A 22,658-nucleotide genomic window follows, 5' to 3' on the forward strand; every position below is an offset into this window, starting at 1 on the left:
GGGTACCTGGTGGCGGCCGGCGTCCTGCGGGCCCTGGCGGGCGGAGTCGGCGGGCTGCTGCGGTACTCCCTGGCCGGGACGGCGTCGTGGCTGGTGCGGGGGGTGCCGGGGGTGGGCGCCGGGGTGCCGGGGTAGGCGGCGGAGCCGTGGCTGAGGGAGGGGGAGTCGGGGTACGGGGCGCTGCGGTACGCCGCGAGCCCCTTCGGGGAGTGGGAGCGGGGGCCGTCGCGGTGGGGGAGCGACCCGGCCGTGTGGCTGCCCAGGTAGGCGGTAGGCGGTGGCCGCGCGAGGGGGCGGGGCGCGGAGCGGTGGCGTACGGGTGCTCCGCGCCCCCGGGTGTCAGGCCGGCGTGTGCGGTGACGGGAGGGGCTTCGCCATGCAGCGGCTCGACTCGTAGTCGCGGTAGTAGCCGAACTTCTCCGACAGCTCGTACCCCGACGACAGGTAGAGCGCGATCGCCTCCGGCTGCCGGTCGCCCGTCTCCAGGACCATCCGCCGGCGTCCGGCCGCCGCGGCGTCGGCCTCCAGTTCCGCCAGGATGCGGCGGGCCAGTCCCTTGCCGCGGGCCTCGGGGATGACGTACATGCGCTTGACCTCGGCGTCGCCGTCCGAGTAGCCCTCGTCGTTGTGATCCTGCGCACGCCAGGCGCCGCTCGCCACCGGGGTGTCCGAGGCGTCGTACGCGAGGAGGTAGAGCCCGGCCGGGGGGAGGAACATCGCCGGGTCGAGGAAGGTGGCGTCGCCTTCGCCGTCGTAGCGCTCCTGGTATTCGAGCTGGACCTGGGCGTCGAGTTTCAGCGCGTCCGGGTGGTCGTACGGTACGGCGCGCAGGTGTATCCCGTGAGACATCAGAACATCGTACGGAAGGCTGCGGTTATGGTGCTGGGATGCTCACCGTGACCTCCGTGAATGTGAATGGGATCCGCGCTGCCGCGAAGAAGGGCTTCGTGGAGTGGCTCGCCGGATCCGATGCCGACGTCGTGTGCCTGCAGGAGGTACGGGCCGAGGAAGCGCAGATTCCGGTGGAGGCGCGGGAGCCCGAGGGCTGGCACACGGTGTTCGCCCCGGCGGCCGCGAAGGGCCGGGCCGGCGTCGCCCTGTATACGCGCAACTCACCTGAACGGGTGCAGGTGGGCTTCGGCAGTGACGAGTTCGACGCGAGCGGCCGGTACATCGAGATCGACCTGCCCGGGGTCACCGTGGCCAGCCTGTACCTGCCGTCCGGCGAGGCCGGGACGGCGAAGCAGGAGGAGAAGTACCGCTTCATGGCGGAGTTCCACACCTACCTCCAGGCGCTGAAGGTGCGGGCGGCCGCCGACGGGCGGGAGGTGGTGGTGTGCGGTGACTGGAACATCTGCCACCAGGAGGTCGACCTCAAGAACTGGAAGACCAACCGCAAGAACGCCGGCTTCCTGCCCGAGGAGCGCGAGTGGCTCGGGAAGGTGTACTCGGAGGCCGGGTACGTGGACGTCGTGCGCGTGCTGCACCCGGACGCGGAGGGCCCGTACTCCTGGTGGTCCTACCGCGGGCGGGCCTTCGACAACGACGCCGGCTGGCGCATCGACCTGCAGGTCGCGACGCCGGGGCTGGCCGCGAGGGCCGTCAAGGCGTTCGTCGAGCGGGCCGAGACGCACCCGGAGCGGTGGTCGGACCACGCGCCGGTGACGGTCGTCTACGAGCTCGGGGTCTGAGGGGTCTGTAGGGGCTCCGGGGGCTCCGGGGGCTGAGACGTCTGGGGCGTCCGGGGTGTCTGCGGTGGTCCGGCGTCGCGGCGCTGGTGGAGGCGGTCCATCGCCATCGTGAGTTCCGCCTCGACCACGTTCTTGGCCAGTGGGCGCAGCCTGCCGACGGCCTCCTCCCCGACGTGGGTGGAGATCAGCTCGGTGAACAGCGACGCCAGCGCCTCCGCGTGCTCGCGCACCCGGCGGCCCGTCTCCAGGACCGCGGCGAGCGGTACGCCCTCGCGGACCAGGGCGGAGGAGACGTCCAGCAGGCGCCGGCTGACGTGCACGATCTCCTCGCCGTCGGTGGCGAGGTAGCCGAGGTCGAGGGCGGCCGCCAGGTTCTCCGGGGTGACCTCGCCCTCGAAGTAGTCGGCCAGCGCCTCCGGCGACAGCCGGACGGGGGTCTCGTCCGACCAGCCCATGCCGAGCAGCTCGCCGAGCTGGCCGACGTCCCGGCCCTTCTCGAAGGCGGCGGTCAGTTCCGCGATGCCGCCGAGGGTGTGGCCGCGTTCCAGCAGGGCGGCGATGGTGCGCAGGCGGGCCAGGTGCTGGTCGTCGTACCAGGCGATCCGGCCCTCGCGGCGGGGTGGCGGGAGCAGCTTGCGCTCGCGGTAGAAGCGCAGGGTGCGCACCGGGATGCCGGCCGCATCCGCCAGCTCTTGCGTCCGGTACTCGCGCGTCACAGCCGCCTCCGCCTCCCACGTCCCCCGCGTCTCCACATGCGCAGCCTAGGGCGTACCCGGAGTAACTTTCCGGGCGCGACCCCTACCCATGGGTACGGAGCTGCTCTACCCTCCCGATTGTGCCAGTGATTGCTGGCAGTGTTTCGATGGGCGTGTTGGCGTGGCTTGACGTGGCTGGGACGGACTGCGGAAGCGGGAGGCGGCGGGCATGAGCGGCATGGACGGCAGGGGCGGACGCGAGCACGGGCGTGAGCACGTACGGGTGGCGGTGATCGGGTCCGGATTCGGCGGACTCGGCGCGGCCGTGCGGCTGAGGCGCGAAGGGATCACGGACTTCGTCGTCCTGGAACGGGCCGACTCCGTCGGCGGCACCTGGCGCGACAACAGCTACCCCGGGTGCGCCTGCGACGTCCCCTCGCACCTGTACTCCTTCTCCTTCGCCCCCAACCCCGACTGGCCCCGCACCTTCTCCGGGCAGCCGGCCATCCGCGCCTACCTGGAGCATCCGCGCCTACCTGGAGCACGTCACCGACACCTTCGGGCTGCGCCCGCACCTCCGCTTCGGCCACGAGGTGATGTTGATGCGCTGGGACGCCGAGGAACTGCGCTGGGAGATCGACACCTCGGCGGGTGCCTTCACCGCCGACGTCGTGGTGTCGGCGACCGGCCCGCTGTCCGACCCGAAGATGCCCGAGATCCCGGGGCTGGCCGAATTCCCCGGCAGGGTGTTCCACTCCGCGCGCTGGGACCACGACTACGACCTCAGCGGCAAGCGCGTCGCGGTGATCGGTACGGGAGCCTCCGCGATCCAGATCGTGCCGGCCATCGCCCCGAAGACGGCGCGCCTGACCCTCTTCCAGCGCACCCCGCCGTGGGTCATGCCGCGCACCGACCGGGCCATCAGCTCCCTCGAACGCCGGTTGCACCGCCGGCTGCCCTTCACCCAGGCCGCCCGGCGCGGGCTGCTGTGGGGGATCCGGGAACTGCAGGTCAGCGCCTTCACCAAGCGGCCGAACCAGCTCGGGCTCATCGAATCGCTGGCCAAGGCCAATATGGCGCGCTCCATCAAGGACCCGGCTCTGCGGGCCAAGCTGACGCCCTCGTACCGGATCGGCTGCAAGCGGATCCTGCTGTCGAGCGAGTACTACCCGGCGCTCGCCCGGCCCGACGTGGACCTTGTCGCCTCCGGGCTGAAGGAGGTCAGGGGCTCGGTCCTGGTCGCCGCCGACGGGACCGAGACCGAGGCCGACGCGATCATCTTCGGCACCGGGTTCCGCGTCACCGACATGCCGATCGCCGACCGGGTGATCGGCGCGGACGGGCAGACGCTCGCGGACTCGTGGAAGGGCGGGATGCAGTCGCTGCGCGGGGCCACGGCCGCGGGCTTCCCCAACTGGATGACGATCATCGGGCCGAACACCGGCCTCGGCAACAGCTCGATGATCCTGATGATCGAGTCCCAGCTGAACTACATGGCGGACTACCTGCGTCAGCTGTCCCTCCTCGGCGGTGGCAGCCGAGGCGGGCGCACCGCGCTCGCCGCGCGCCCCTCCGCCGTCAATCAGTGGAACCGGCACGTGCAGGCGCGGATGGAACGGACGGTGTGGAACACCGGCGGCTGCACCAGCTGGTACCTGGACGCACAGGGCCGCAACACCACCGTCTGGCCGGGGACGACGGGTGAGTTCCGGCGCGCGACGTTGACGGTCGACCTGGCCGAGTACGAGGTCCTGCGGGTCCGGGGCGGCGAGAGCGGGGCCCGGCGGGTTCCGGCCGCCGTCGCCGCCGCCCCAGCCGGGGCCGCGTCCACGGCCGCCTCTGGTGCCGCCGAGCCGGCCGCTGCCGCGGAGGGTGCGGCGTGAACCGGCCGCAGCACGTCACCGCCGGGCGGTACGCACCGCCGGCCGCCGGCCGCGAACTGGTCGCCGTCTCCGCCGACGGGTCCCGGCTGCACGTCGAGGTGCACGGAGCCGACGGCGCCCCGGCCGTCGTCCTCTCCCACGGCTGGACCTGCTCCACCGCCTTCTGGGCCGCGCAGATACGGGAGCTGGCCCGCGACCACCGGGTCATCGCCTACGACCAGCGCGGCCACGGCCGCAGCCCGGCCGCCGGCTCCTACAGCACCACCGCCCTCGCCGCCGACCTGGTCGCCGTACTCGAGGCCACCCTCGCCCCCGGCGAGCGGGCCGTCGTCGCCGGGCACTCCATGGGGGGCATGACCGTCATGGCGGCTGCCGGCCAGCCCCGGTTCACCGAGCACGCCGCGGCCGTCCTGCTGTGCAGCACCGGCAGCTCGCGGCTGGTGGCGGAGGCGACCGTCCTCCCGCTGCGCCCCGGGCGCGCCCGGACCCGTATCACCCGGGGGCTGCTGGGCTCGCCGGCCCCGCTCGGGCCCGTCACCCCCGCCACCCGGGCGGTGCTCAAGTACGCGACCATGGGCCCGGGATCCGCACCCGAACGGGTGGAGGCCTGCGCCCGGATCGTGCACGCCTGTCCCGCCGGGGTACGCCGCGCCTGGTCGCAGGTACTGGCCGGCCTCGACCTGGACGAGGGGGTGGCGCGGCTGACGGTACCCACCGCGGTCATCGTGGGCCGCGACGACCGGCTGACCCCCGTCGTGCACGCCCGGGGGCTCGCCGCGGCCCTCCCGCACTGCGTGGGGCTGACCGAGCTCACCGGAATGGGGCATATGACCCCCATTGAGGCTCCCGAAGCGGTGAGTTCCGCACTGCGTGAGTTGACGTCCCGGTATCTGACGACGCGGGCGGCGGCGACCACGGGCACCGCCACGAGCACAGCCACGACCGCGGCCGCGCCCCCGGTCGCGACCGCACCTACGGCCCCGACTGAGAAGGAGAAGACCCAGTGAGCGCTCGCAGGAGTCTGGAAGGCCAGGTCGCCGTCGTCACCGGCGCCGCCCGCGGCGTCGGCGAGCTGCTCGCCCGCAAGCTGTCCGCACGCGGCGCGAAGGTCGCACTGGTCGGCCTGGAGCCGGAGGCGCTCAAGGAGGTCTCCGAGCGGCTGCACACCGACAGCGACCACTGGTTCGCCGACGTCACCGACCACGAGGCGATGGCCCGGGTGGCACAGGAGGTCAAGCAGCGCTTCGGCAAGGTGGACATCGTCGTCGCCAACGCGGGAGTCGCCTCCGGCGGCCCGTTCGTGGACTCCGACCCGGAGGCCTGGCGGCGGGTGATCGAGGTCAACCTGATCGGCGGTGCCGTCACCGCCCGCGCCTTCCTGCCGGTCCTCATGGAGAGCCGCGGCTACTTCCTCCAGATCGCCTCGCTCGCCGCGATCACCCCGGCGCCGATGATGACGGCGTACTGCGCCTCCAAGGCGGGGGTCGAGGCCTTCGCGCACTGCCTGCGCGCCGAGGTCGGCTACAAGGGCGTCAAGGTCGGTGTCGGCTACCTCTCCTGGACGGACACCGACATGGTCCGCGGCGCCGACCAGCACGACGTGATGCGTGAACTGCGCGGGCGCCTGCCCTGGCCGGCGAACCGGACCTACCCGCTCGGCCCCGCCGTGGACCGGATCGTCGCCGGGATCGAGCGGCGTTCGGCGCACGTGTACGCACAGTGGTGGCTGCGCGGGACGCAGGGCGTACGCGGCTACCTGCCGGCGGTCATCGCGGCGGGCGGACAGCGCCCCAAGGGGCTGGTGGGCGCGGGCGGGGCCGCCGACGAGCAGGAACGGGCCCAGAACCGGCACTGAGCAGTGCGAGCACAGTGACCCGCTGATCAAAATGCGGCTTCTGTCCCTGCGTGTAAGTCTGGTCGAGGCCTGACCACCAACACCCCTCAGGGAGTGCAAGCATGGGCATCAAGGAGCAGTTCGAGGACAAGGCGCAGGAACTCAAGGGCAAGGCCCAGAAGGCCCAGCAGGGCGCGAAGGAGCAGGCATCCTCGCGTTCCCAGCAGGCCAAGGCGAAGAAGCCGCAGGCACAGCAGCCGCTCGACGACATCCGTGACGAGGCCGACGACAGCTGGGACTGACCCCGCCCCGGCGGGAACTCCCCGGGCCTGACTGCTACCAGGCCCGACGCACACAGCGCCGAGGGGCGCGCCCCGTACTGCCGACGGGTCGCGCCCCTTCTGTCGTGCGTATGCCCGTACGCCTCCGCCTGTCGTACGAATGACAGGCGGAGGCGTACGGGCGTGGCACTACGGGCGCGGCGGCAGCTTCGGCCGGCGGCCGTCCGGGACGTCCGTGTAGCCGGGCGGGATCGCGGCCGGGTCCTGCTCCAGCAACTCCAGCGCCAGGTACACCGCGTCGTCCAGCTGCGCGTGCCGGCCCTCCGCCCAGTCGAGGGGGGTGCGCATGATCTCCAGGTCCGGTTCCACGCCGTGGTTCTCCACCGACCACCCGTACTCCGGGAACCAGGCGGCGTTCATCGGCACGGTGATGACCGTGCCGTCTCCGAGGGTGTGCCGGCCGGTCATGCCGACCACCCCGCCCCAGGTGCGCTGGCCGACCACCGGACCCAGGCCGAGCAGCTTGAACGCGGCGGTGATCATGTCCCCGTCGGAGGAGGTCGCCTCGTCGGCGAGGGCCACGATCGGCCCGCGCGGTGCGTTGGAGGCGTAACTGACCGGCTGGGCGTCGCGCGTGAGGTCCCAGCCCAGAATCGATCGGGTGAGTTTTTCGACGACGAGTTCACTGATGTGCCCACCCGCGTTGCCGCGTACGTCGACGATCAGGGCGGGCCGGGACATCTCCATGCGCAGGTCGCGGTTGAACTGCGCCCAGCCCGAGCCGCCCATGTCGGGGATGTGCAGGTAGCCGCAGCGGCCGCCGCTGACCTCGCGGACCACGGCGCGGCGCTTGGACACCCAGTCCTGGTAGCGCAGCGGCCGTTCGTCGACGAGCGGCACGACCGCGACGCGCCGGGAGCGGCCCTCGCCCTCGGCCGGGGTGAACGTCAGCTCCACGGTGGTGCCCCCGGCGGCCGCCAGCAGGGGGTACGGCCCGGCGACCGGGTCCACGGGCCGGCCGTCGACGTGGGTGAGCACCGCGCCGTCGCGGATGCCGGTGCCCGCGAGCGGCGAACGGGCCTTGGAGTCGGAGGACTCGCCGGGCAGGATCCGTGCCACCACCCAACCCTCCTCCCGGCGGACCAGGTTGGCGCCGAGCAGACCGATCGCCCGCTGGTAGTGGGGCGGGCCCTCGTTGCGGCGGGCGGGGGAGACGTAGGCGTGCGAGGTGCCGAGTTCGCCGAGCACCTCGCGCAGCAGGTCGGCGAACTCGTCGGGGGAGGCGACCCGTTCGACCAGCGGCCGGTACTGGGCGAGCACCGCGTCCCAGTCGATGCCGCACATGTTCGGCTCCCAGAAGTACGCGCGGATGATCCGGCCGGCCTCCTCGTACGCCTGCCGCCACTCGGCGGCCGGGTCCACCTCGTGCAGGATCCGCCGCAGGTCGAGGTAGACGGTGGAGTCGCCGTCACCCGATTCGGTGGCCGGCACGGCGCGAAGGTCACCGTCGTCGTTGACGACGAGCCGGGTGCCGTCGCCGCTGACCTCGAACCAGTCCAGTCCGGAGGCCAGTTCGGTCTTGCGGGCCTTGGTCATGTCGAAGTGCTCCAGCGTCGGCTTGCCGCTGGTGTCGGCCGGGTTGGCGAAGGTCTCGCCGAGCGCGCCCGAGATGGGCCAGCGCAGCCACACCAGCCCGCCGCCGTGCACGGGGTGCAGGGCCGAGTACTTCGAGGCGGTCACGGGGAAGGGGGTGACCCGGCTCTCCAGGCCCTCCACCTCCACGGTCACCGTCCCGTCCCCCTCGCCGGGTTCCCCCTCGACGGGGTCGAGCCCGCCCGCCGCGGGCCGGCCGTCGGGGGAGAAGGCGAACGGGGAAGGGGTGGCGGAGGACAGCGGCACCAGGTACGGGCGGCAGCCCAGCGGGAACGACAGGTCGCCGGTGTGGACGTCGTACACCGGGTCGAAACCGCGCCAGGACAGGAACGCGAGGTAGCGGCCGTCCCGTGTGAAGACCGGGTTCTCGTCCTCGAAGCGGCCGTTCGTGACGTCGACGACGACGGGCGCGCCCGGCCCGGAGATCTTCGCCATCTTGATCTGCCGCAGTGAGCGGCCGATGCCGGGGTGCGACCAGGTCAGCCAGCAGCCGTCGGGGGAGAAGGCGAGGTCGGTGACGGGTCCGTTGATCGACCGGATCAGCTCGGTGACCTCTCCGTTGGATTCCTCCGTGGCGTCGAGGAGCAGCAGCCGGCCGTCGTTGGAGGCGATGGCGAGCCGCTCGCCGGCCGGGTCGGACAGCAGCTCGGTGACGCGGCCCAGCTCGCCCGAGGCGAGCCGGCGCGGCTCGCGCTCCCCGGAGGCGCGGGGGAGGTAGGCGATCTCGATGGCGTCCTCGCCCTCGGCGTCGGTGACGTAGGCGACCTGGCCGCCGCTGCCGAGCATCTCCGGGAGGCGGACGCGCACGCCCGGGGTGTCGGCGATGGTGCGGGCGGGGCCGTCGCGGTGGGTGAGCCAGTACAGGCTGCCGCGGACGACGACGGCGCTGGCCCGGCCGGTGGTGTCCACGGACAGCGAGTCGACGTTGCTGGCGGCGGGCACCTGGTACGTACGCCGTCCCGCGCGCGGGCCGCCGAGGCGGACGTCGAGCTTGCGCGGGGAGGCGTCCTCCTCGAGGGAGTCCACGAGCCAGAGGTCGCCGGCGCACTGGTAGACGACGCGGGAGCCGTCGCTGGAGGCGTGGCGGGCGTAGAACTCCTCGTGGTCGGTGTGACGGCGCAGACCGGTGCCGTCGGGCAGGCAGGAGTAGAGGTTGCCGACGCCCTCGTGGTCGGAGAGGAAGGCGATGCGGCCGCCGACGAACATCGGCGCGTCCAGGTGCCCCTCGATGTCCTCCAGCAGGCGCACGCCGTGCAGCCAGAGCCGGCCGGTGGCGCCGCCGCGGTAGCGCTTCCAGGCCGCGGGCTCGTGCGGTGGCTTGCCGGTGAGCAGCAGGCTGCGGTGCTCGCCGTCGATGTCGGCCACCTGGATGTCGGAGACCGGGCCCCAGGGCAGGCGGCCGCCGGGGCTGCCGTCGGTGGGCAGCTTGTAGGCCCAGGAGTAGTACGAGAACGGCTGCCCGTGGGAGGAGACGGCGAGGACGTTGCCGTCGGGGTCCCAGCCGCAGACGCGGGTGTCGGTGGAGCCCCAGTAGCTGAGCCGGCGCGCCGGGCCGCCGTCCACGGGGGCCAGGTGGATCTCGGGGTCGAGGCTGCGCCAGGTGGTGAAGGCGATGTGCCGTCCGTCGGGGGAGAAACGGGGGTGGCCGACCCGGGTGCGGTCGACGGTGATCCGCCAGGCCCGGCCCGGGGTGTGGCCGTCGGGGACCAGGGGCGCGACCCAGAGGTCGTCCTCGGTGGCGAAGCACAGCAGTTCGTCGTGGAGGTGCGGGAAGCGGAGGTACGCGACGTCGTGACTCACCCCACAATGCTTTCCGCGTCAGGGGGGCCCGGCAACTCGTACAGGTGATCCACCGGGAGCCTGGCGTGTGACCGACACCACCGCCCAAGCGAAACGGAACGGTTTCGTTTCGTTAAGCGCGGCGGTACGCTTCAGGTGTACGAAACCGTTTCGCTCGATGGGTGGTCGTGATGAAGGGAAGCTGCCGGGTGACCGACGCGATGTCGGCGCGGCGCAGCCGGATCACCCCCGAGCGGGAGGCCGAGCTCCACGAGGCGGTCCTCGACCTCCTCCGCGAGGTCGGCTACGAGGCGCTGACCATGGACGCGGTCGCCGCCCGTACGAAGTCCAGCAAGGCGACCCTCTACCGCCAGTGGGGGAGCAAGCCGGAACTGGTCGCGAAGGCCCTGCGGTGTACCCAGCCGGTCTCCCTGGGGGAGATCGACACGGGCACCCTGCGCGGTGACTTCGCCCGTATGGTCGCGCACTCCGATGACGCGCAGATGGCCAAGGACACCGCCCTCATGCGGGGTCTGGCCCATGCCGTCCACGAGAGCCCGGAGCTGCACCGGGCGCTGCGCGACCTGCTGGTCGACCCGGAGATCAACGGTCTCCAGGCCATGCTCCGGCGCGCGGTGGCGCGGGGTGAGGTCCGGCCGGACTGTCCGGCGCTGGACTTCGTGCCGCACATGCTGATCGGGGCGTTCATCGCACTGCCGCTGATCGAGGACCGGTCCGTCGACCGGGAGTTCCTCACCCAGTTCATCGACGCCGTGGTCTTCCCCGCCCTCGGCGTCTGATCCCCACAAGAACCGTCTGCTGCTCCTGACACGCCGCTCTCGTCGTCGGGCCGGCTTTTCACGCCCTGATCCGCCCGTGGCCGATGGCCGTACGGGCGCAGGATCCATCCCACGACCTGAAACGGGAGAACCACGACGTGGCCACCTTCCTCTACCGGCTCGGGCGCGGCGCCTTCAGGCGCCGCGGCCTCGTCGCCCTCATATGGGTGGCGCTGCTGTTCGCCGCCGGCTTCGGCGCGGCGACGGCCGCCGCGCCGACCTCCGGTTCGTTCTCGATCCCCGGCACCGAGGCCCAGAAGGCCTTCGACCTGCTGGACAAGAAGTTCCCGGGCATGTCCGCCGACGGCGCGACCGCCCGTATCGTCGTCAAGGCGCCGGCCGGGGCCAAGGTCACCGACCAGGGCCCCAAGGCCGAGGTCGAGAAGCTGATCTCGGGCCTGAAGCAGGGCGAGGGTGCCGCCCAGGTCGCCACCGTCGACGACCCGTACAAGATGCAGGCGGTGAGCCAGGACGGCTCCACCACCTACATCACGGTGAAGTACAAGGTCAGCGGTATGGAGCTGAAGGACGTCACGCGTGACGCCCTGAAGGACTCCGGGCACGACGCGCAGAAGGCCGGCCTCCAGGTGGAGATCGGCGGCGACGCGCTGATGGAGGCGCCCGAGACCGGTTCCGGGGAGGCGATCGGCATCCTGATCGCCGGCGTCGTCCTGGTCATCACCTTCGGCTCGCTGGTCGCGGCGGGGCTGCCGCTGCTGACCGCCCTGATCGGCGTCGGCATCGGCGTCTCCTCGATCACCGCGCTGGCCAACGTGCTGGACCTCGGCTCCACCACGTCCACCCTCGCGATGATGATCGGCCTGGCGGTCGGCATCGACTACGCGCTGTTCATCGTCTCCCGCTACCGCGTGGAGCTCGCCGAGGGCCGGGAGCGCGACGAGGCTGCTGGCCGAGCCGCCGGAACCGCCGGATCCGCTGTCGTCTTCGCAGGTCTGACCGTGGTCATCGCCCTGGTGGGCCTGGCCGTCGTCAACATCCCGATGCTGACCAAGATGGGTGTCGCGGCCGCCGCGACGGTGGTCATCGCGGTGCTCGTCGCCCTGACGCTGGTCCCGGCGATCCTCGGCTTCGCGGGCAAGAAGGTGCTGCCCGCCGGCCAGAAGAGCAAGATCTTCGGCAAGGGCCGCCCGGCCGGCGCCGAGCCGAAGCCGAACGGCGGCACCCGCTGGGCCCGCTTCGTGCTGCGCCGCCCGGTCATGGTGCTGCTGGTCGGTGTGATCGGCCTCGGCGCGATCGCGGTGCCGGCGAGCAAGCTGGAGATGGGCCTTCCGGACGACGGCTCCAAGCCGGTCTCCACCAGCCAGCGCAAGGCGTACGACATGCTGTCCGAGGGCTTCGGGCCCGGCTTCAACGGTCCGCTGATGGTGGTCGTGGACGGCGACAAGGCGCTCGCCGACAAGACCGTGGACCGGATCAAGGGGCTGCAGGGTGTGGTCGCGGTGACCCCGCCGCACCAGAACGAGGCCAAGGACGCCGCTGTCATCAGCGTGATCCCGAAGGAGCGTCCGTCCTCGACGCAGACCGAGGACCTGGTCCACAAGATCCGCGAGGGCAACGGGAACGACGTGTTCGTGACCGGCGCGACCGCGATGAACATCGACTTCTCGCAGAAGATGAACGACGCGCTGCTGCCCTACCTGGCGCTCGTGGTCGGCCTGGCGTTCCTGCTGCTGATGCTGGTGTTCCGCTCGATCCTGGTCCCGCTGAAGGCGGCGCTCGGCTTCCTGCTGTCGGTGGTGGCCGCTCTCGGCGCGGTCGTCGCGGTCTTCCAGTGGGGCTGGCTGGGCTCCGTGTTCGGGGTGGAGCAGACGGGTCCGATCATGTCGATGATGCCGATCTTCATGGTGGGTGTCGTCTTCGGTCTGGCGATGGACTACGAGGTCTTCCTCGTCACCCGGATGAGGGAGGCGTACGTCCATGGCGAGCGTCCTGGCCAGGCGGTGGTGACCGGCTTCCAGTTCAGCGCCCGCGTGGTCGTGGCGGCCGCCGTCATCATGATCGCCGTCTTCTCGGGCTTCCTGGGTGCCAGCGACGCGATGGTCAAGATGATCGGCTTCGGCCTGGCCGTCGCCGTCCTGTTCGACGCGTTCGTGGTGCGCATGGCGATCGTGCCGGCGGTGCTGGCGCTGCTGGGGCACAAGGCCTGGTGGCTGCCGCGCTGGCTGGACCGGCTCCTGCCCAACGTGGACGTGGAGGGCGAGAGCCTGCGCAAGCACCTCGGGGAGTCCGCGCCGGAGGCCGGGTCCCCGGAGGACCCCGACAAGCAGCGCGCACTGGTCAACGCCTGACCCGTTCCGGCGGCTAATGCCTGGCAGGTAGCGCGAAGCATGTGAGAACCGGCCCCGCATCTGGAACCCCAGGTGCGGGGCCGGTCGCGTTCGCTACGCCGTACGGGTGGCCGCGGTGCGCGTGGCGGCGGCGGGTCTCTCGCCGGCGGGTGGGGTGGCGTACGTGCGGCGCAGGAAGCGGCGCAGCACGGCGCTGTCGAACTGGATGACGGCGACACCCTCGGGGGAGTGGAACTCGACCACCGCCTGGACCCGGCCGCAGGGCCAGACGCGCACGTCGCCGGTCCCGGTCGGCGCGAGCAGGCCGGCCTCCAGCAGGGCGCGGGGGAAGACCCACTCGTTGTCGGTGCCCTCGGGGGACAGCTCGGCGGGGAAGACGATCCGTACGGCCAGCGGTTCGGAGGGGGTGAACCGCAGGGCGACCGGAATCGCGCGGTAGAGGGGGTCGTCGCTGATCACGCGGGCGCTGACCCGCTCCTCGACGGCTGCTGCGGTGGCTGGTGGATTCTCGGCGGTGGCTGACATCGACCGGACTCCTCGAATCGGAACATTCACGTCCGTTTGTCCGTCCAGCCTCGCACATTCCCACGAAACCGCACGTATGTATTTGTGTGGCGGCTGCTCTTGCCAATCATTTGCAAGTGGGCACTACTCTTGAACGGTTGAACACTCATGTGAGGAAGAGGAAGCGGAGCCGCTCCATGCACGTGCCCGACGGATTCATCGACGCGCCCGTCTCGGTGGCCGCAGGAGTGGCGGCCACCGCCGCTGTGGCGGTCAGCCTGCGCGGCGCCCGCCGCGAGCTCGACGAACGCACCGCCCCGCTGGCCGGCCTTGTCGCCGCCTTCATCTTCGCCGTTCAGATGCTGAACTTCCCCGTCGCCGCCGGCACCAGCGGCCACCTCCTCGGCGGCGCGCTCGCCGCGATACTCGTCGGCCCCTACACCGGTGTGCTCTGCGTGTCCGTCGTCCTGCTGATGCAGGGCATCCTCTTCGCCGACGGCGGCCTGACCGCGCTCGGCGTCAACATCCTGAACATGGCCGTGGTGACCGTCCTCGTCTCCTACGCCGTCTTCCGCGTCCTGCTGCGGCTCCTGCCCTCCGGCCGGCGCTCGGTCACCGTCGCCGCCTTCGCCGGAGCGCTGCTCTCCGTGCCCGGCGCGGCGGTCATGTTCACCCTCCTCTACGCCCTCGGCGGCACCACCGACGTCCCGATCGGCAAGGTCTTCACCGCCATGGTCGGCGTCCACGTCCTCATCGGCCTCGGGGAGGCGCTGATCACGGCCGCGACCGTGGGCGCCGTGATCGCCGTACGGCCCGACCTGGTGCACGGCGCGCGCGGGCTGGCCGCCCCGCTGAAGCTGCGCATCGGCGGCCAGCTCGTCGACGCCCCCGCCGCGGCCCCCGTCCCGGCCGCCGCCCGATCCACCCGCAAGCTCTGGCTGACCGGCCTGGTCACCGCCCTCGTGCTCGCCGGGTTCGTCTCCTTCTACGCCTCCAGCAGCCCGGACGGCCTGGAGAAGGTCGCCGCCGACAAGGGCATCGACGCCAAGACGAAGGAACACGCCGCCGCCGACTCCCCGCTCGCCGACTACAGCGTCAAGGACGTCGACGACGCCCGCCTGTCCGGCGGCCTCGCCGGAGTCATCGGCGTCGGCGCGACCGTCGCCGTCGGCAGCGGGATCTTCTGGGCCGTGCGCCGCCGCCGCGCCCAGGACCTGACCGCGTCCTCCACGGCCGCCCCTTCGGCGAGCTGACGTGGGAGCGGGTCACGCGCACAAGCTCTACCGGCACGGGCACTCGCCCGTGCACGAGCTGCCGCCGCACTGCAAGATCGCCGCGACCGCCGCCTTCGTGATCGTCGTCGTATCGACACCACGCGAGGCGATGTGGGCCTTCGGCCTCTACGCCGTCCTCATCGCCGCCGTCGCGGCCGCGGCCCGGATCCCCGCGGGGTTCCTGCTGAGGCGGCTGCTGATCGAGGTGCCGTTCGTGCTCTTCGCCGTGCTGATGCCCTTCGTGTCGCAGGGCGAACGGGTGGACGTCCTCGGCATGTCGCTGAGCGTCTCCGGCCTGTGGGGCGCCTGGAACGTGCTCGCCAAGGGCACCCTCGGGGTCGCCGCCTCCGTGCTCCTCGCCTCGACCACTGAGCTCCGGGCGCTGCTGCTCGGCCTCCAGCGGCTGAAGCTCCCGCCGCTGCTCGTGCAGATCGCCTCCTTCATGATCCGGTACGGGGACGTCATCACCGACGAGCTGCGCCGGATGTCCATCGCCCGGCGCTCGCGCGGCTTCGAGGCGCGCGGCATCCAGCACTGGGGCGTGCTCGCGAAGACCGCCGGCGCCCTCTTCATCCGCTCCTACGAGCGCGGCGAGCGGGTCTACCTCGCGATGGTCAGCCGCGGCTACGCCGGCTCCATGCCGGTGATCGACGACGTCACGGCCACCCGCGCGCAGTGGGCGTACTCGGCCGTGCTCCCGGTGACGGCGCTCGCCGTCTGTCTGATGGGTTGGACCCTGTGAACGCTCCCTCCGCTTCTAATGCCTCTGCGACGTCCGCTGGCATTAGCCGCGTGCCTTCGCTGGAGGTGTCCGGGGTCGCGTACGCCTACCCCGACGGGCACCAGGCCCTCTTCGGGGTCGACCTCACCGTCGGCCGCGGTGAGCGCGTCGCCCTGCTCGGGCCCAACGGAGCGGGGAAGACCACCCTCGTCCTGCATCTCAACGGCATCCTGGGCGGCGGCGTCGGCTCCGTCACCGTGGCCGGGCTGCCCGTGGAGAAGCGCAACCTCGCCGAGATCCGGCGGCGGGTCGGCATCGTCTTCCAGGACCCCGACGACCAGCTGTTCATGCCGACCGTGCGCGAGGACGTGGCCTTCGGCCCCGCGGCCGCCGGCCTGCGCGGCGCCGAACTGGAGCAGCGGGTCCGCGAGGCCCTCGAACAGGTCGGCATGGCCGGCTTCGCCGACCGCCCGCCGCACCACCTGTCCTTCGGGCAGCGCCGCCGGGTGGCGGTGGCGACCGTACTGGCGATGCGGCCCGAGATCCTCGTCCTGGACGAGCCCTCGTCCAACCTCGACCCCGCCTCGCGGCGCGAACTGGCCGACATCCTGCGCGCGCTGGACGTCACCGTGCTGATGGTGACGCACGACCTGCCGTACGCCCTGGAGCTCTGCCCGCGCTCGGTGATCCTCAGCGAGGGGGTCATCGCCGCCGACGGACGCACCCGGGACCTGTTGTGCGACGAGGAGCTGATGGGGGCATACCGGCTGGAGCTGCCGTTCGGCTTCGACCCGCGTTCGGTGGCCGCGGCATAGTGGCCTCGGCATAAGGGCAGGTCTGCCGTTGTTGGGGTGCTCGTGAACATCCAGGGTGTGGTGACCGAGGGCTTCGAGCCCGTACGAGAGGCCTTCGCGCGCAACTTCGAGGTCCTCGGGGACCGGGGCGCGGCCGTGGCCGTGTACCGCGACGGCCGCAAGATCGTCGACCTGTGGGGCGGCACGAAGGACGCGAACGGCAGCGAGCCGTGGGCCGAGGACACCGCGACGATCGTGCGGTCCGCGACCAAGGGCGTGGCCGCGGCGGTACCCCTGCTGCTGCACCAGCGCGGACTGCTGGACCTGGATGCGCCGGTGAGCTCGTACTGGCCTGAATTCAAAGCGGGCGGCAAGGAGCGGACCCTGGTCCGGCACCTGCTCGCGCACCAGGCCGGCGTGCCCGCCCTGGACCGGGGCCTGACGATGGCCGAGGCCGCCGACGGGGTCACCGGGGCGCGGGCCGTCGCCGCGCAGCAGGCGTTCTGGGAGCCGGGCAGCGCGCACGGCTACCACGCGCAGACCTTCAGCTGGCTGGTGTCCGAGCTGGTGCTGCGGGCCACGGGGCGCACCGTCGGCGGGATCCTGGCCGAGGAGCTGGCCGAGCCGCTGGGGCTGGACTTCTGGATCGGCCTGCCGGAGGGGGAGGCGCACCGGGTGGGCCGGGTGGCGCCGGTCGAGCCGCCGCCCAGTGCGGGGCTGCTGAAGACGCGGCCGAGGAGGAACGTTTCGGAGGCCTACGCCGACCCGGAGTCGCTCACCCGCCGTGCCTTCGCCGCCATCGACCCCCAGCCCGACGAGAACGACCCCGTCTACCAGGCGGCGGAGCTGCCCGGCTCGGCCGGCATCGGCACGGCGCGCGCCCTGGCCCGCTTCTACGCCGCGACCATCGGGGTGGTGGAGGACGGGGCCAGGATCTTCACCCCGGCGACCACCGCGCTGGCGGGCACCGAGTTCGCTGCGGGCCCCGACCGGGTGCTGGTCGTGGGCACCCGCTTCGGGCCGGGCTACATGCTGCACGGGCCCGCGTCCCCGCTGCTGTCGCCGGCCTCCTTCGGCCACCCGGGCCGCGGTGGGTCGCTGGCCTTCGCGGACCCGGAGGCGGGCATCGGCTTCGGTTACGTCACCAACGCGCACGCCAAGTCGGTCACCGCCGATCCGCGCGCGCAGGCGCTGGTGCGGGCGCTGCGCGGCTGCCTGTAGCGACTTGTCGCTTTGGCGACTTCTTCGGGTGCCGGCCGTCGCCGTCGCCGTCGCCGTCGCCGCTGTTGTTGTCGCTGTCGTCAGGGCTTTTCGCGTACGTCGGCCAGCTCGGCGGCGGCGTGGGTGACGAGTTCGCGCGGGGGCATCGGGAAGACGGCGTGCGGGGTGCCGGCGGCCGCCCAGACCACGTCGTGCCGCAGGAGGGCCTGGTCCGCGAGGACGCGGGTGCGGGTGCGGTGGCCGAAGGGCGGGACGCCGCCGATGGCGTAGCCGGTGGTTTCGCGGACGACTGTCGCGTCGGCGCGGGTGACTTTCGCGGCGTCGAGTTGACGGCGCACCGCCTCGACGTCGACGCGCGAGGCCCCGTCCATGAGGACCAGAACCGGGACGCCGTCCGCCGTGAAGATCAGTGACTTCACGATCTGGCTGAGCTCGCAGCCGATCGCGGCGGCGGCGTCGGCGGCCGTGCGGGTGCCCTCCGGGAAGGTCCGGATGGGCAGGTCGAGGCCGAGTTCGGCGAGAGCCTGGGCGAAGAGGGGGTGTGGGGTGCTCGTCGTCATGCCGGGACGCTAGCGCTGTGCGGGGGGAGGGGCGAGGTGTTTTGTCCCCGCCCCGCCCTTCCTCCGTTCCCCGGGGCTCCGCCCCGGCCCCCGCACCCGAGGCTCCGCCCCTGGGTGCCGGCCTCGTGCTGGGGTCACGCGGGGCTTTGTGCCGGGGCTTTGCCTCCAGGAGCAGGACCCGGTCCGGGGGGGGAGGGGGTCCGGGCTGGGGGTGTCAGGAGGCGTTGAGGGTTTGGGCCACGATCGGGCCCGCCGCGTCCGCGCCGTGGCCGCCGCCCTCGACCATGGCCGCCGCGGCCAGGTCGCCCTTGAAGCCCGTGAACCAGCTGTCCGGGGACGCCGCGCCGTCGACCTCCGCCGAGCCGGTCTTCGCGCCCTTGTCGGAGCCGCCGACCGAGGCCATCGCCTTCGCCGCCGTGCCGCTCGTCGCCGTCTGCCGCATCATCCGCACCAGCTGCGCCGACACCCCCGGCGCCAGCGGCCGCGGGGCCGTCGCCAGGGTGCGGCCGTCCAGGGAGGACTTGACCAGCACCGGCTGGCGGAACACGCCGGTGCGGGCGGTCGCCGTGATGGAGGCCATGTTCAGCGGGTTCATCTGGATCGCGCCCTGGCCGATGTACTCGGCGGCGGCAGCCGAGCCCGAGGTCACCGGAACGGTGCCGTCCTGCGAGGGGATGCCCGTCTTCCAGTCCAGCCCGATGCCGAAGGCCTCCTTGGCCACCCTCGGCAGCGCCCCGTTGTCCCTCACGTCGTCGATCAGGCTGATGAAGGCGGTATTGCAGGACCTGGCGAAGCTGGTCGAGAAGGGCTGGCCCTGGAGCGAGAAGCCGTCCTGGTTGCGGAAGACCTTGCCGTCCCACGTGGCGCTCGGCGGGCACGCCGCCGGCCTGTCGGCCGCCACCAGGCCCTTCTCCAGCAGCATCGCCGCCGTCACGATCTTCATCGTCGAACCGGGTGCGCGCCGGCCCAGCATCGCCGCGTTGAAACCGTCCTGCCGGTGGTTGGCGACCGCCAGGATGTCGCCCGTGCTCGGCTGGACCGCGACGACCGAGGCCTCGGCGTACTGCGCGACCGCCTTCTCCGCCGCCGCCTGCACGTCGGCGTCGAGGACGGTCTGCAACTGCCCCGGCTTGCCCTCGACCAGTGTCGTCAGGGTCCGCTTGGGGGCGTCCGCGGGGGCCGGCTCGATCCACACCTCGACGCCCGGCGTGCCGCCCGCCTTCTCCCCGTACGTCTTGCGCAGCGCGTCCAGCACCGGCCGCAGCGACGGGAACTGCTCGGGCGTCAGCTCCTTGCCGTGGCGGTCGACGGCCTTGACCGGGGGGCTGGCCGGGGTGCCCGCGCGCAGCCGCTCGTCCTTCTGCAGCTGCGGGTGGATCACCGAGGGCTGCCAGTCGACGAGCGGCTTGCCGCTGTTGGCGCCGCGGACGACGGTCAGCTGGGAGTCGTAGACGAAGGGCTTGGCCGTCCCGTCGTGGGTGATCTCGGCCTCGACCTTGAAGGGCACGGTGGTGCCGTTCGGGGCGCCGGGGGTGATGACCGCCTTGGAGACGAGCGCCTTGGACTTGAAATCGGCCACCGCAGGCTGCGCCGCCTGGGCGTTGTTCGTCAGGTCGGCGGCCGTCCGGGCGTCGCCGGACGCCCACGCGGCCAGGAAGTCCTTGGCGACCTGGGCCGTCTCCTGGTCGGTGACGGGGCCGGTCGCCTTCTGCGCGGTGACCGAGCTGCCGCCGTCCGTGCCGCTCTTGCCGTCGCCGCCGTGGCTGCCGCTGTCACCCACCAGGGTGACCACCCCGTACGCCGCACCGCCTGCCATCGCCAGGAACACCCCGCCGACGATGGCACCCTTCGCCGCCCCGTTCACTTGCGTCCCCTCCCCAGGAGCCCCCGTTCTCTGAACATGTTCAAAGAACCTGTGAGGGACACCTTACGGGCGGTTAACGGGTCAGATCCATGTATCCAGCCACATCCGGCCACGCCACGAGTCCATGGGCAGGGTCTGGCCGGTGTAGATCGGCCAGAAATAGATGAAGTTCCAGATGATCAGGAGCACCAGCACGCCCGCCCCGATGGCCCCCAGGGTCCGCCGCCGTTCCGAGGAGCCCGACGGTCCCAGCAGGGCTCCGATCATCATCGCCACCGCCAGGCACAGGTAGGGGACGAAGACCACCGCGTAGAAGTAGAAGATGGTCCGCTCCTGGTAGTTGAACCAGGGCAGCAGGCCGGCGGCCAGCGCGCACGCGATCGCACCCGCCCGCCAGTCGCGCCGGAAGAACCACCGCCACAGCACGTACACCAGTGCGACGCAGCCCGTCCACCACAGCAGTGGCGTGCCCAGCGCCAGCACCTCGCGCGCGCACTTGCCCGCCTCCGTCGCCGGGCAGCCGTCGCTGCCGGGCGAGGGGGACTCGTAGAAGTAGGACACGGGCCGGCCCAGGACCAGCCAGCTCCACGGATTGGACTGGTAGGTGTGGCCCGAGGTCAGGCCCACGTGGAACTTGTAGACCTCCGTCTCGTAGTGCCACAGGCTGCGTAGCCACTCCGGCAGGAAGGACAGCGCGCTGTTCTGGTCGTTCTTGGCGGCCCAGTCGCGGAAATAGCCGCCCTTGCCGTCGTCCGGGCTGAGGATCCAGCCGGTCCAGGAGGCCAGGTACACGGCGATCGCCACCGGCACCGTGGACAGGAAGCCGGGCAGCGCGTCACGGCGCAGCATCGCCGCGTACGGGGCGCCCGCGCCGGCGGTGCGGCGGGCGGCCGCGTCCCACAGCACGGTGAGCACCCCGAAGAAGGCCAGCACGACGAGGCCGTTCCACTTGGTGCCGAACGCCAGGCCGAGGCAGACCCCGGCCAGCAGCCGGTACGGGCGCCAGCCCAGCCGCAGCGTCTCCGCGACGACCGCGTCCGGGCGGGTGCGGCCCTCCTCGTCGACCGGGAGCGCCGCCGCGAGGCGGGCCCGCGCCCGGTCGCGGTCGATGAGCAGCGCGCCGAAGGCGGCCAGGACGAAGAACATCAGCACCAGGTCGAGCAGGGCGGTGCGGCTCATCACCAGGTGCAGGCCGTCGACCGCGAGCAGCGCGCCCGCCAGGCAGCCGAGGAAGGTGGAGCGCAGGAGGCGCCGGCCGATGCGGCAGAGCATCAGCACGGACAGGGTGCCGAGCAGCGCCGTCATGAAGCGCCAGCCGAACGGGTCGAACCCGAACATCCACTCGCCGAGCCCGATCACCCATTTGCCGACCGGCGGGTGCACCACGTAGCCGGGGTCGGCCGGCAGCGGCACCGCATCGGGATCCAGCAGGATCGACTTGTCGACATCCTTGGGCCAGCTGGCTTCGTAGCCCTGCCGGATGGTGGCCCAGGCGTCCTTGGCGTAGTACGTCTCGTCGAATATCACCGCCTTCGGGCTGCCCAGGTGCGTGAACCGCAGCGCCCCCGCCACCAGCGCGACCAGCAGCGGCCCCGCCCACGCCATGATCCGCATGCAGATCCGCCGGCCCGCCTCCGGGATCCCGAGCGCCGCCCACAGCTGGGCGGACGGCTGGGCGTACGGGGGCACGAGGCGGGTACGGACATCGGCCGCCGGCGCGGCGGGCAGGTAGCCGAACCCCCGCAGGCGGCGCAGCCACACGGGCTGCTCGTGCTCGGAGCCGCGTCCGCCCGGCGGGACGGGCGGGGCCCCCGCGGGGCTGGGCGGCGGCGTCGCGGTACTGGTCACCGGGTCATCGTAGGGAACGCCCCTGTGCGAGCCCCAGTCCCCACGAGCCCCAATGAGAGGATGAGGCGGTGACAGCAGACCAGCCCCGCGGCCCCCAAACCCCCTCCTCCGCCGGTGTACTCGTCCTCGCCGGGACCCCGATCGGCGACCTGGCCGACGCCCCGCCCCGGCTCGCCGCCGAGCTGGAGCGGGCCGACGTGATCGCCGCCGAGGACACCCGGCGGCTGCGCCGGCTCACCCAGGGCCTCGGCGTGCACACCACCGGGCGGGTCCTGTCGTACTTCGAGGGCAACGAGTCCGCCCGCACCCCCGAGCTGGTCGAGGCCCTGGAGCAGGGCCGGCGGGTGCTGCTGGTGACCGATGCCGGAATGCCCTCGGTCTCCGACCCCGGCTACCGGCTGGTCGCCGCCGCGGTGGAGAAGGACATCAAGGTCACGGCCGTGCCCGGGCCGTCCGCCGTCCTCACCGCGCTCGCGCTCTCCGGGCTCCCCGTGGACCGCTTCTGCTTCGAGGGGTTCCTGCCGCGCAAGGCGGGCGAGCGCCTCGGCCGGCTCCGCGAGGTCGAGGGCGAGCGGCGCACCCTCGTCTACTTCGAAGCCCCGCACCGGCTCGACGACACCCTGGCGGCCATGGCCGAGGTGTTCGGGGCCGGGCGGCGGGCCGCCGTGTGCCGCGAGCTCACCAAGACGTACGAGGAGGTCAAGCGCGGCGGGCTGGGCGAGCTGGCCGAGTGGGCCGCCGAGGGCGTACGCGGTGAGATCACCATCGTGGTCGAGGGCGCCCCGGCCGCCGGGCCCGCCGACCTGGACGACGAGGAGCTGGTGCGCAGGGTGCGGGTGCGCGAGGAGGCGGGAGAGCGGCGCAAGGAGGCCATCGCGGCGGTCGCGGCCGAGGCCGGAGTACCCAAG

At 72.4% G+C, this 22,658-nt stretch carries 18 protein-coding genes and 1 pseudogene; 12 read left to right on the plus strand and 7 right to left on the minus strand.

Annotated features, from left to right (window positions below; translation table 11 throughout):
* Positions 1 to 339: 339 nt before the first annotated feature.
* Complete coding sequence (locus tag VR44_RS07510) at positions 340 to 849, minus strand: GNAT family N-acetyltransferase (protein ID WP_211275034.1); 510 nt, start codon at positions 847 to 849, stop codon at positions 340 to 342.
* 38 nt (positions 850 to 887) lie between these two features.
* Here VR44_RS07510 and VR44_RS07515 point away from each other — a divergent pair, with 38 nt between their 5' ends.
* The gene (locus VR44_RS07515; RefSeq protein WP_045946597.1) at positions 888 to 1,691 is read left to right on the plus strand and encodes an exodeoxyribonuclease III; all 804 of its coding nucleotides are present in this window, start codon (positions 888 to 890) and stop codon (positions 1,689 to 1,691) included.
* Here VR44_RS07515 and VR44_RS07520 read toward each other — a convergent pair.
* The gene (locus VR44_RS07520) at positions 1,673 to 2,407 is read right to left on the minus strand and encodes a MerR family transcriptional regulator (protein ID WP_094191478.1); all 735 of its coding nucleotides are present in this window, start codon (positions 2,405 to 2,407) and stop codon (positions 1,673 to 1,675) included. The two genes, VR44_RS07515 and VR44_RS07520, sit on opposite strands and share 19 nt — an antisense overlap.
* Positions 2,408 to 2,624: 217 nt before the next feature.
* On the opposite strand from VR44_RS07520, the pseudogene VR44_RS07525 reads away from it, so the two are divergent.
* From VR44_RS07525 to VR44_RS07540, 4 genes and pseudogenes are all read left to right on the plus strand, one after another.
* Positions 2,625 to 4,269: pseudogene (locus VR44_RS07525) on the plus strand (flavin-containing monooxygenase).
* Positions 4,266 to 5,276, plus strand: a complete 1,011-nt coding sequence (locus VR44_RS07530; RefSeq protein WP_045946598.1) for an alpha/beta fold hydrolase — start codon at positions 4,266 to 4,268, stop codon at positions 5,274 to 5,276. Before VR44_RS07525 ends, VR44_RS07530 begins: the two are co-directional and overlap by 4 nt.
* Positions 5,273 to 6,124: an SDR family oxidoreductase gene (locus tag VR44_RS07535; protein WP_045946599.1), complete on the plus strand. Its 852-nt coding sequence runs from the start codon at positions 5,273 to 5,275 to the stop codon at positions 6,122 to 6,124. The genes VR44_RS07530 and VR44_RS07535 overlap by 4 nt, the downstream gene beginning before the upstream one ends.
* A gap of 101 nt (positions 6,125 to 6,225) precedes the next feature.
* Positions 6,226 to 6,405 (plus strand): hypothetical protein, encoded by a 180-nt coding sequence (locus VR44_RS07540; RefSeq protein ID WP_045946600.1) that lies wholly within the window; start codon positions 6,226 to 6,228, stop codon positions 6,403 to 6,405.
* Positions 6,406 to 6,573: 168 nt separating this feature from the next.
* Here the strand turns inward: VR44_RS07540 and VR44_RS07545 are convergent, their stop codons facing one another.
* On the minus strand, positions 6,574 to 9,837 hold the full coding sequence (locus VR44_RS07545) for a S41 family peptidase (protein WP_045946601.1): 3,264 nt from the start codon (positions 9,835 to 9,837) through the stop codon (positions 6,574 to 6,576).
* Positions 9,838 to 10,037: 200 nt separating this feature from the next.
* On the opposite strand from VR44_RS07545, the gene VR44_RS07550 reads away from it, so the two are divergent.
* Together VR44_RS07550 and VR44_RS07555 are read left to right on the plus strand one after the other, a co-directional pair.
* Positions 10,038 to 10,616 (plus strand): TetR/AcrR family transcriptional regulator, encoded by a 579-nt coding sequence (locus VR44_RS07550; RefSeq protein ID WP_045946610.1) that lies wholly within the window; start codon positions 10,038 to 10,040, stop codon positions 10,614 to 10,616.
* A gap of 137 nt (positions 10,617 to 10,753) precedes the next feature.
* Positions 10,754 to 12,964 (plus strand): MMPL family transporter, encoded by a 2,211-nt coding sequence (locus tag VR44_RS07555; protein ID WP_045946611.1) that lies wholly within the window; start codon positions 10,754 to 10,756, stop codon positions 12,962 to 12,964.
* A 93-nt stretch (positions 12,965 to 13,057) separates the two neighbouring features.
* Here VR44_RS07555 and VR44_RS07560 read toward each other — a convergent pair whose 3' ends face one another.
* Entirely contained in the window at positions 13,058 to 13,489 is a 432-nt protein-coding gene (locus VR44_RS07560) for an SsgA family sporulation/cell division regulator (protein WP_045946602.1), read from the minus strand.
* Positions 13,490 to 13,665: 176 nt separating this feature from the next.
* Here VR44_RS07560 and VR44_RS07565 point away from each other — a divergent pair, with 176 nt between their 5' ends.
* Genes VR44_RS07565 through VR44_RS07580 form a run of 4 tightly spaced genes read left to right on the plus strand, consistent with a single transcriptional unit; the run spans position 13,666 to position 17,478 of the window.
* The gene (locus VR44_RS07565) at positions 13,666 to 14,721 is read left to right on the plus strand and encodes an energy-coupling factor ABC transporter permease (protein WP_045946603.1); all 1,056 of its coding nucleotides are present in this window, start codon (positions 13,666 to 13,668) and stop codon (positions 14,719 to 14,721) included.
* A gap of 1 nt (position 14,722) precedes the next feature.
* Complete coding sequence (gene cbiQ, locus VR44_RS07570; protein WP_045946604.1) at positions 14,723 to 15,484, plus strand: cobalt ECF transporter T component CbiQ; 762 nt, start codon at positions 14,723 to 14,725, stop codon at positions 15,482 to 15,484.
* Positions 15,481 to 16,278, plus strand: coding sequence for an energy-coupling factor ABC transporter ATP-binding protein (locus VR44_RS07575; protein ID WP_425424488.1), 798 nt, complete (start codon positions 15,481 to 15,483; stop codon positions 16,276 to 16,278). Before cbiQ ends, VR44_RS07575 begins: the two co-directional genes overlap by 4 nt.
* 42 nt (positions 16,279 to 16,320) lie before the next feature.
* On the plus strand, positions 16,321 to 17,478 hold the full coding sequence (locus VR44_RS07580) for a serine hydrolase domain-containing protein (RefSeq protein ID WP_045946613.1): 1,158 nt from the start codon (positions 16,321 to 16,323) through the stop codon (positions 17,476 to 17,478).
* An 80-nt stretch (positions 17,479 to 17,558) separates the two neighbouring features.
* On the opposite strand, the gene VR44_RS07585 is transcribed toward VR44_RS07580, so the two are convergent.
* The 3 genes from VR44_RS07585 to VR44_RS07595 form a co-directional block, all read right to left on the minus strand.
* Positions 17,559 to 18,038, minus strand: a complete 480-nt coding sequence (locus tag VR44_RS07585; protein WP_045946605.1) for a YbaK/EbsC family protein — start codon at positions 18,036 to 18,038, stop codon at positions 17,559 to 17,561.
* A gap of 214 nt (positions 18,039 to 18,252) precedes the next feature.
* Positions 18,253 to 19,902, minus strand: a complete 1,650-nt coding sequence (locus VR44_RS07590; RefSeq protein WP_094191480.1) for a penicillin-binding transpeptidase domain-containing protein — start codon at positions 19,900 to 19,902, stop codon at positions 18,253 to 18,255.
* An 81-nt stretch (positions 19,903 to 19,983) separates the two neighbouring features.
* Complete coding sequence (locus VR44_RS07595) at positions 19,984 to 21,750, minus strand: dolichyl-phosphate-mannose--protein mannosyltransferase (protein WP_045946606.1); 1,767 nt, start codon at positions 21,748 to 21,750, stop codon at positions 19,984 to 19,986.
* 68 nt (positions 21,751 to 21,818) lie between these two features.
* Here VR44_RS07595 and rsmI point away from each other — a divergent pair.
* Positions 21,819 to 22,658 (plus strand): 16S rRNA (cytidine(1402)-2'-O)-methyltransferase (gene rsmI / locus VR44_RS07600; RefSeq protein WP_045946607.1); only part of this gene is annotated, 840 nt, incomplete at its 3' end.

It is taken from the genome of Streptomyces katrae (assembly GCF_000966975.1).
Lineage (GTDB): Bacteria > Actinomycetota > Actinomycetes > Streptomycetales > Streptomycetaceae > Streptomyces > Streptomyces katrae.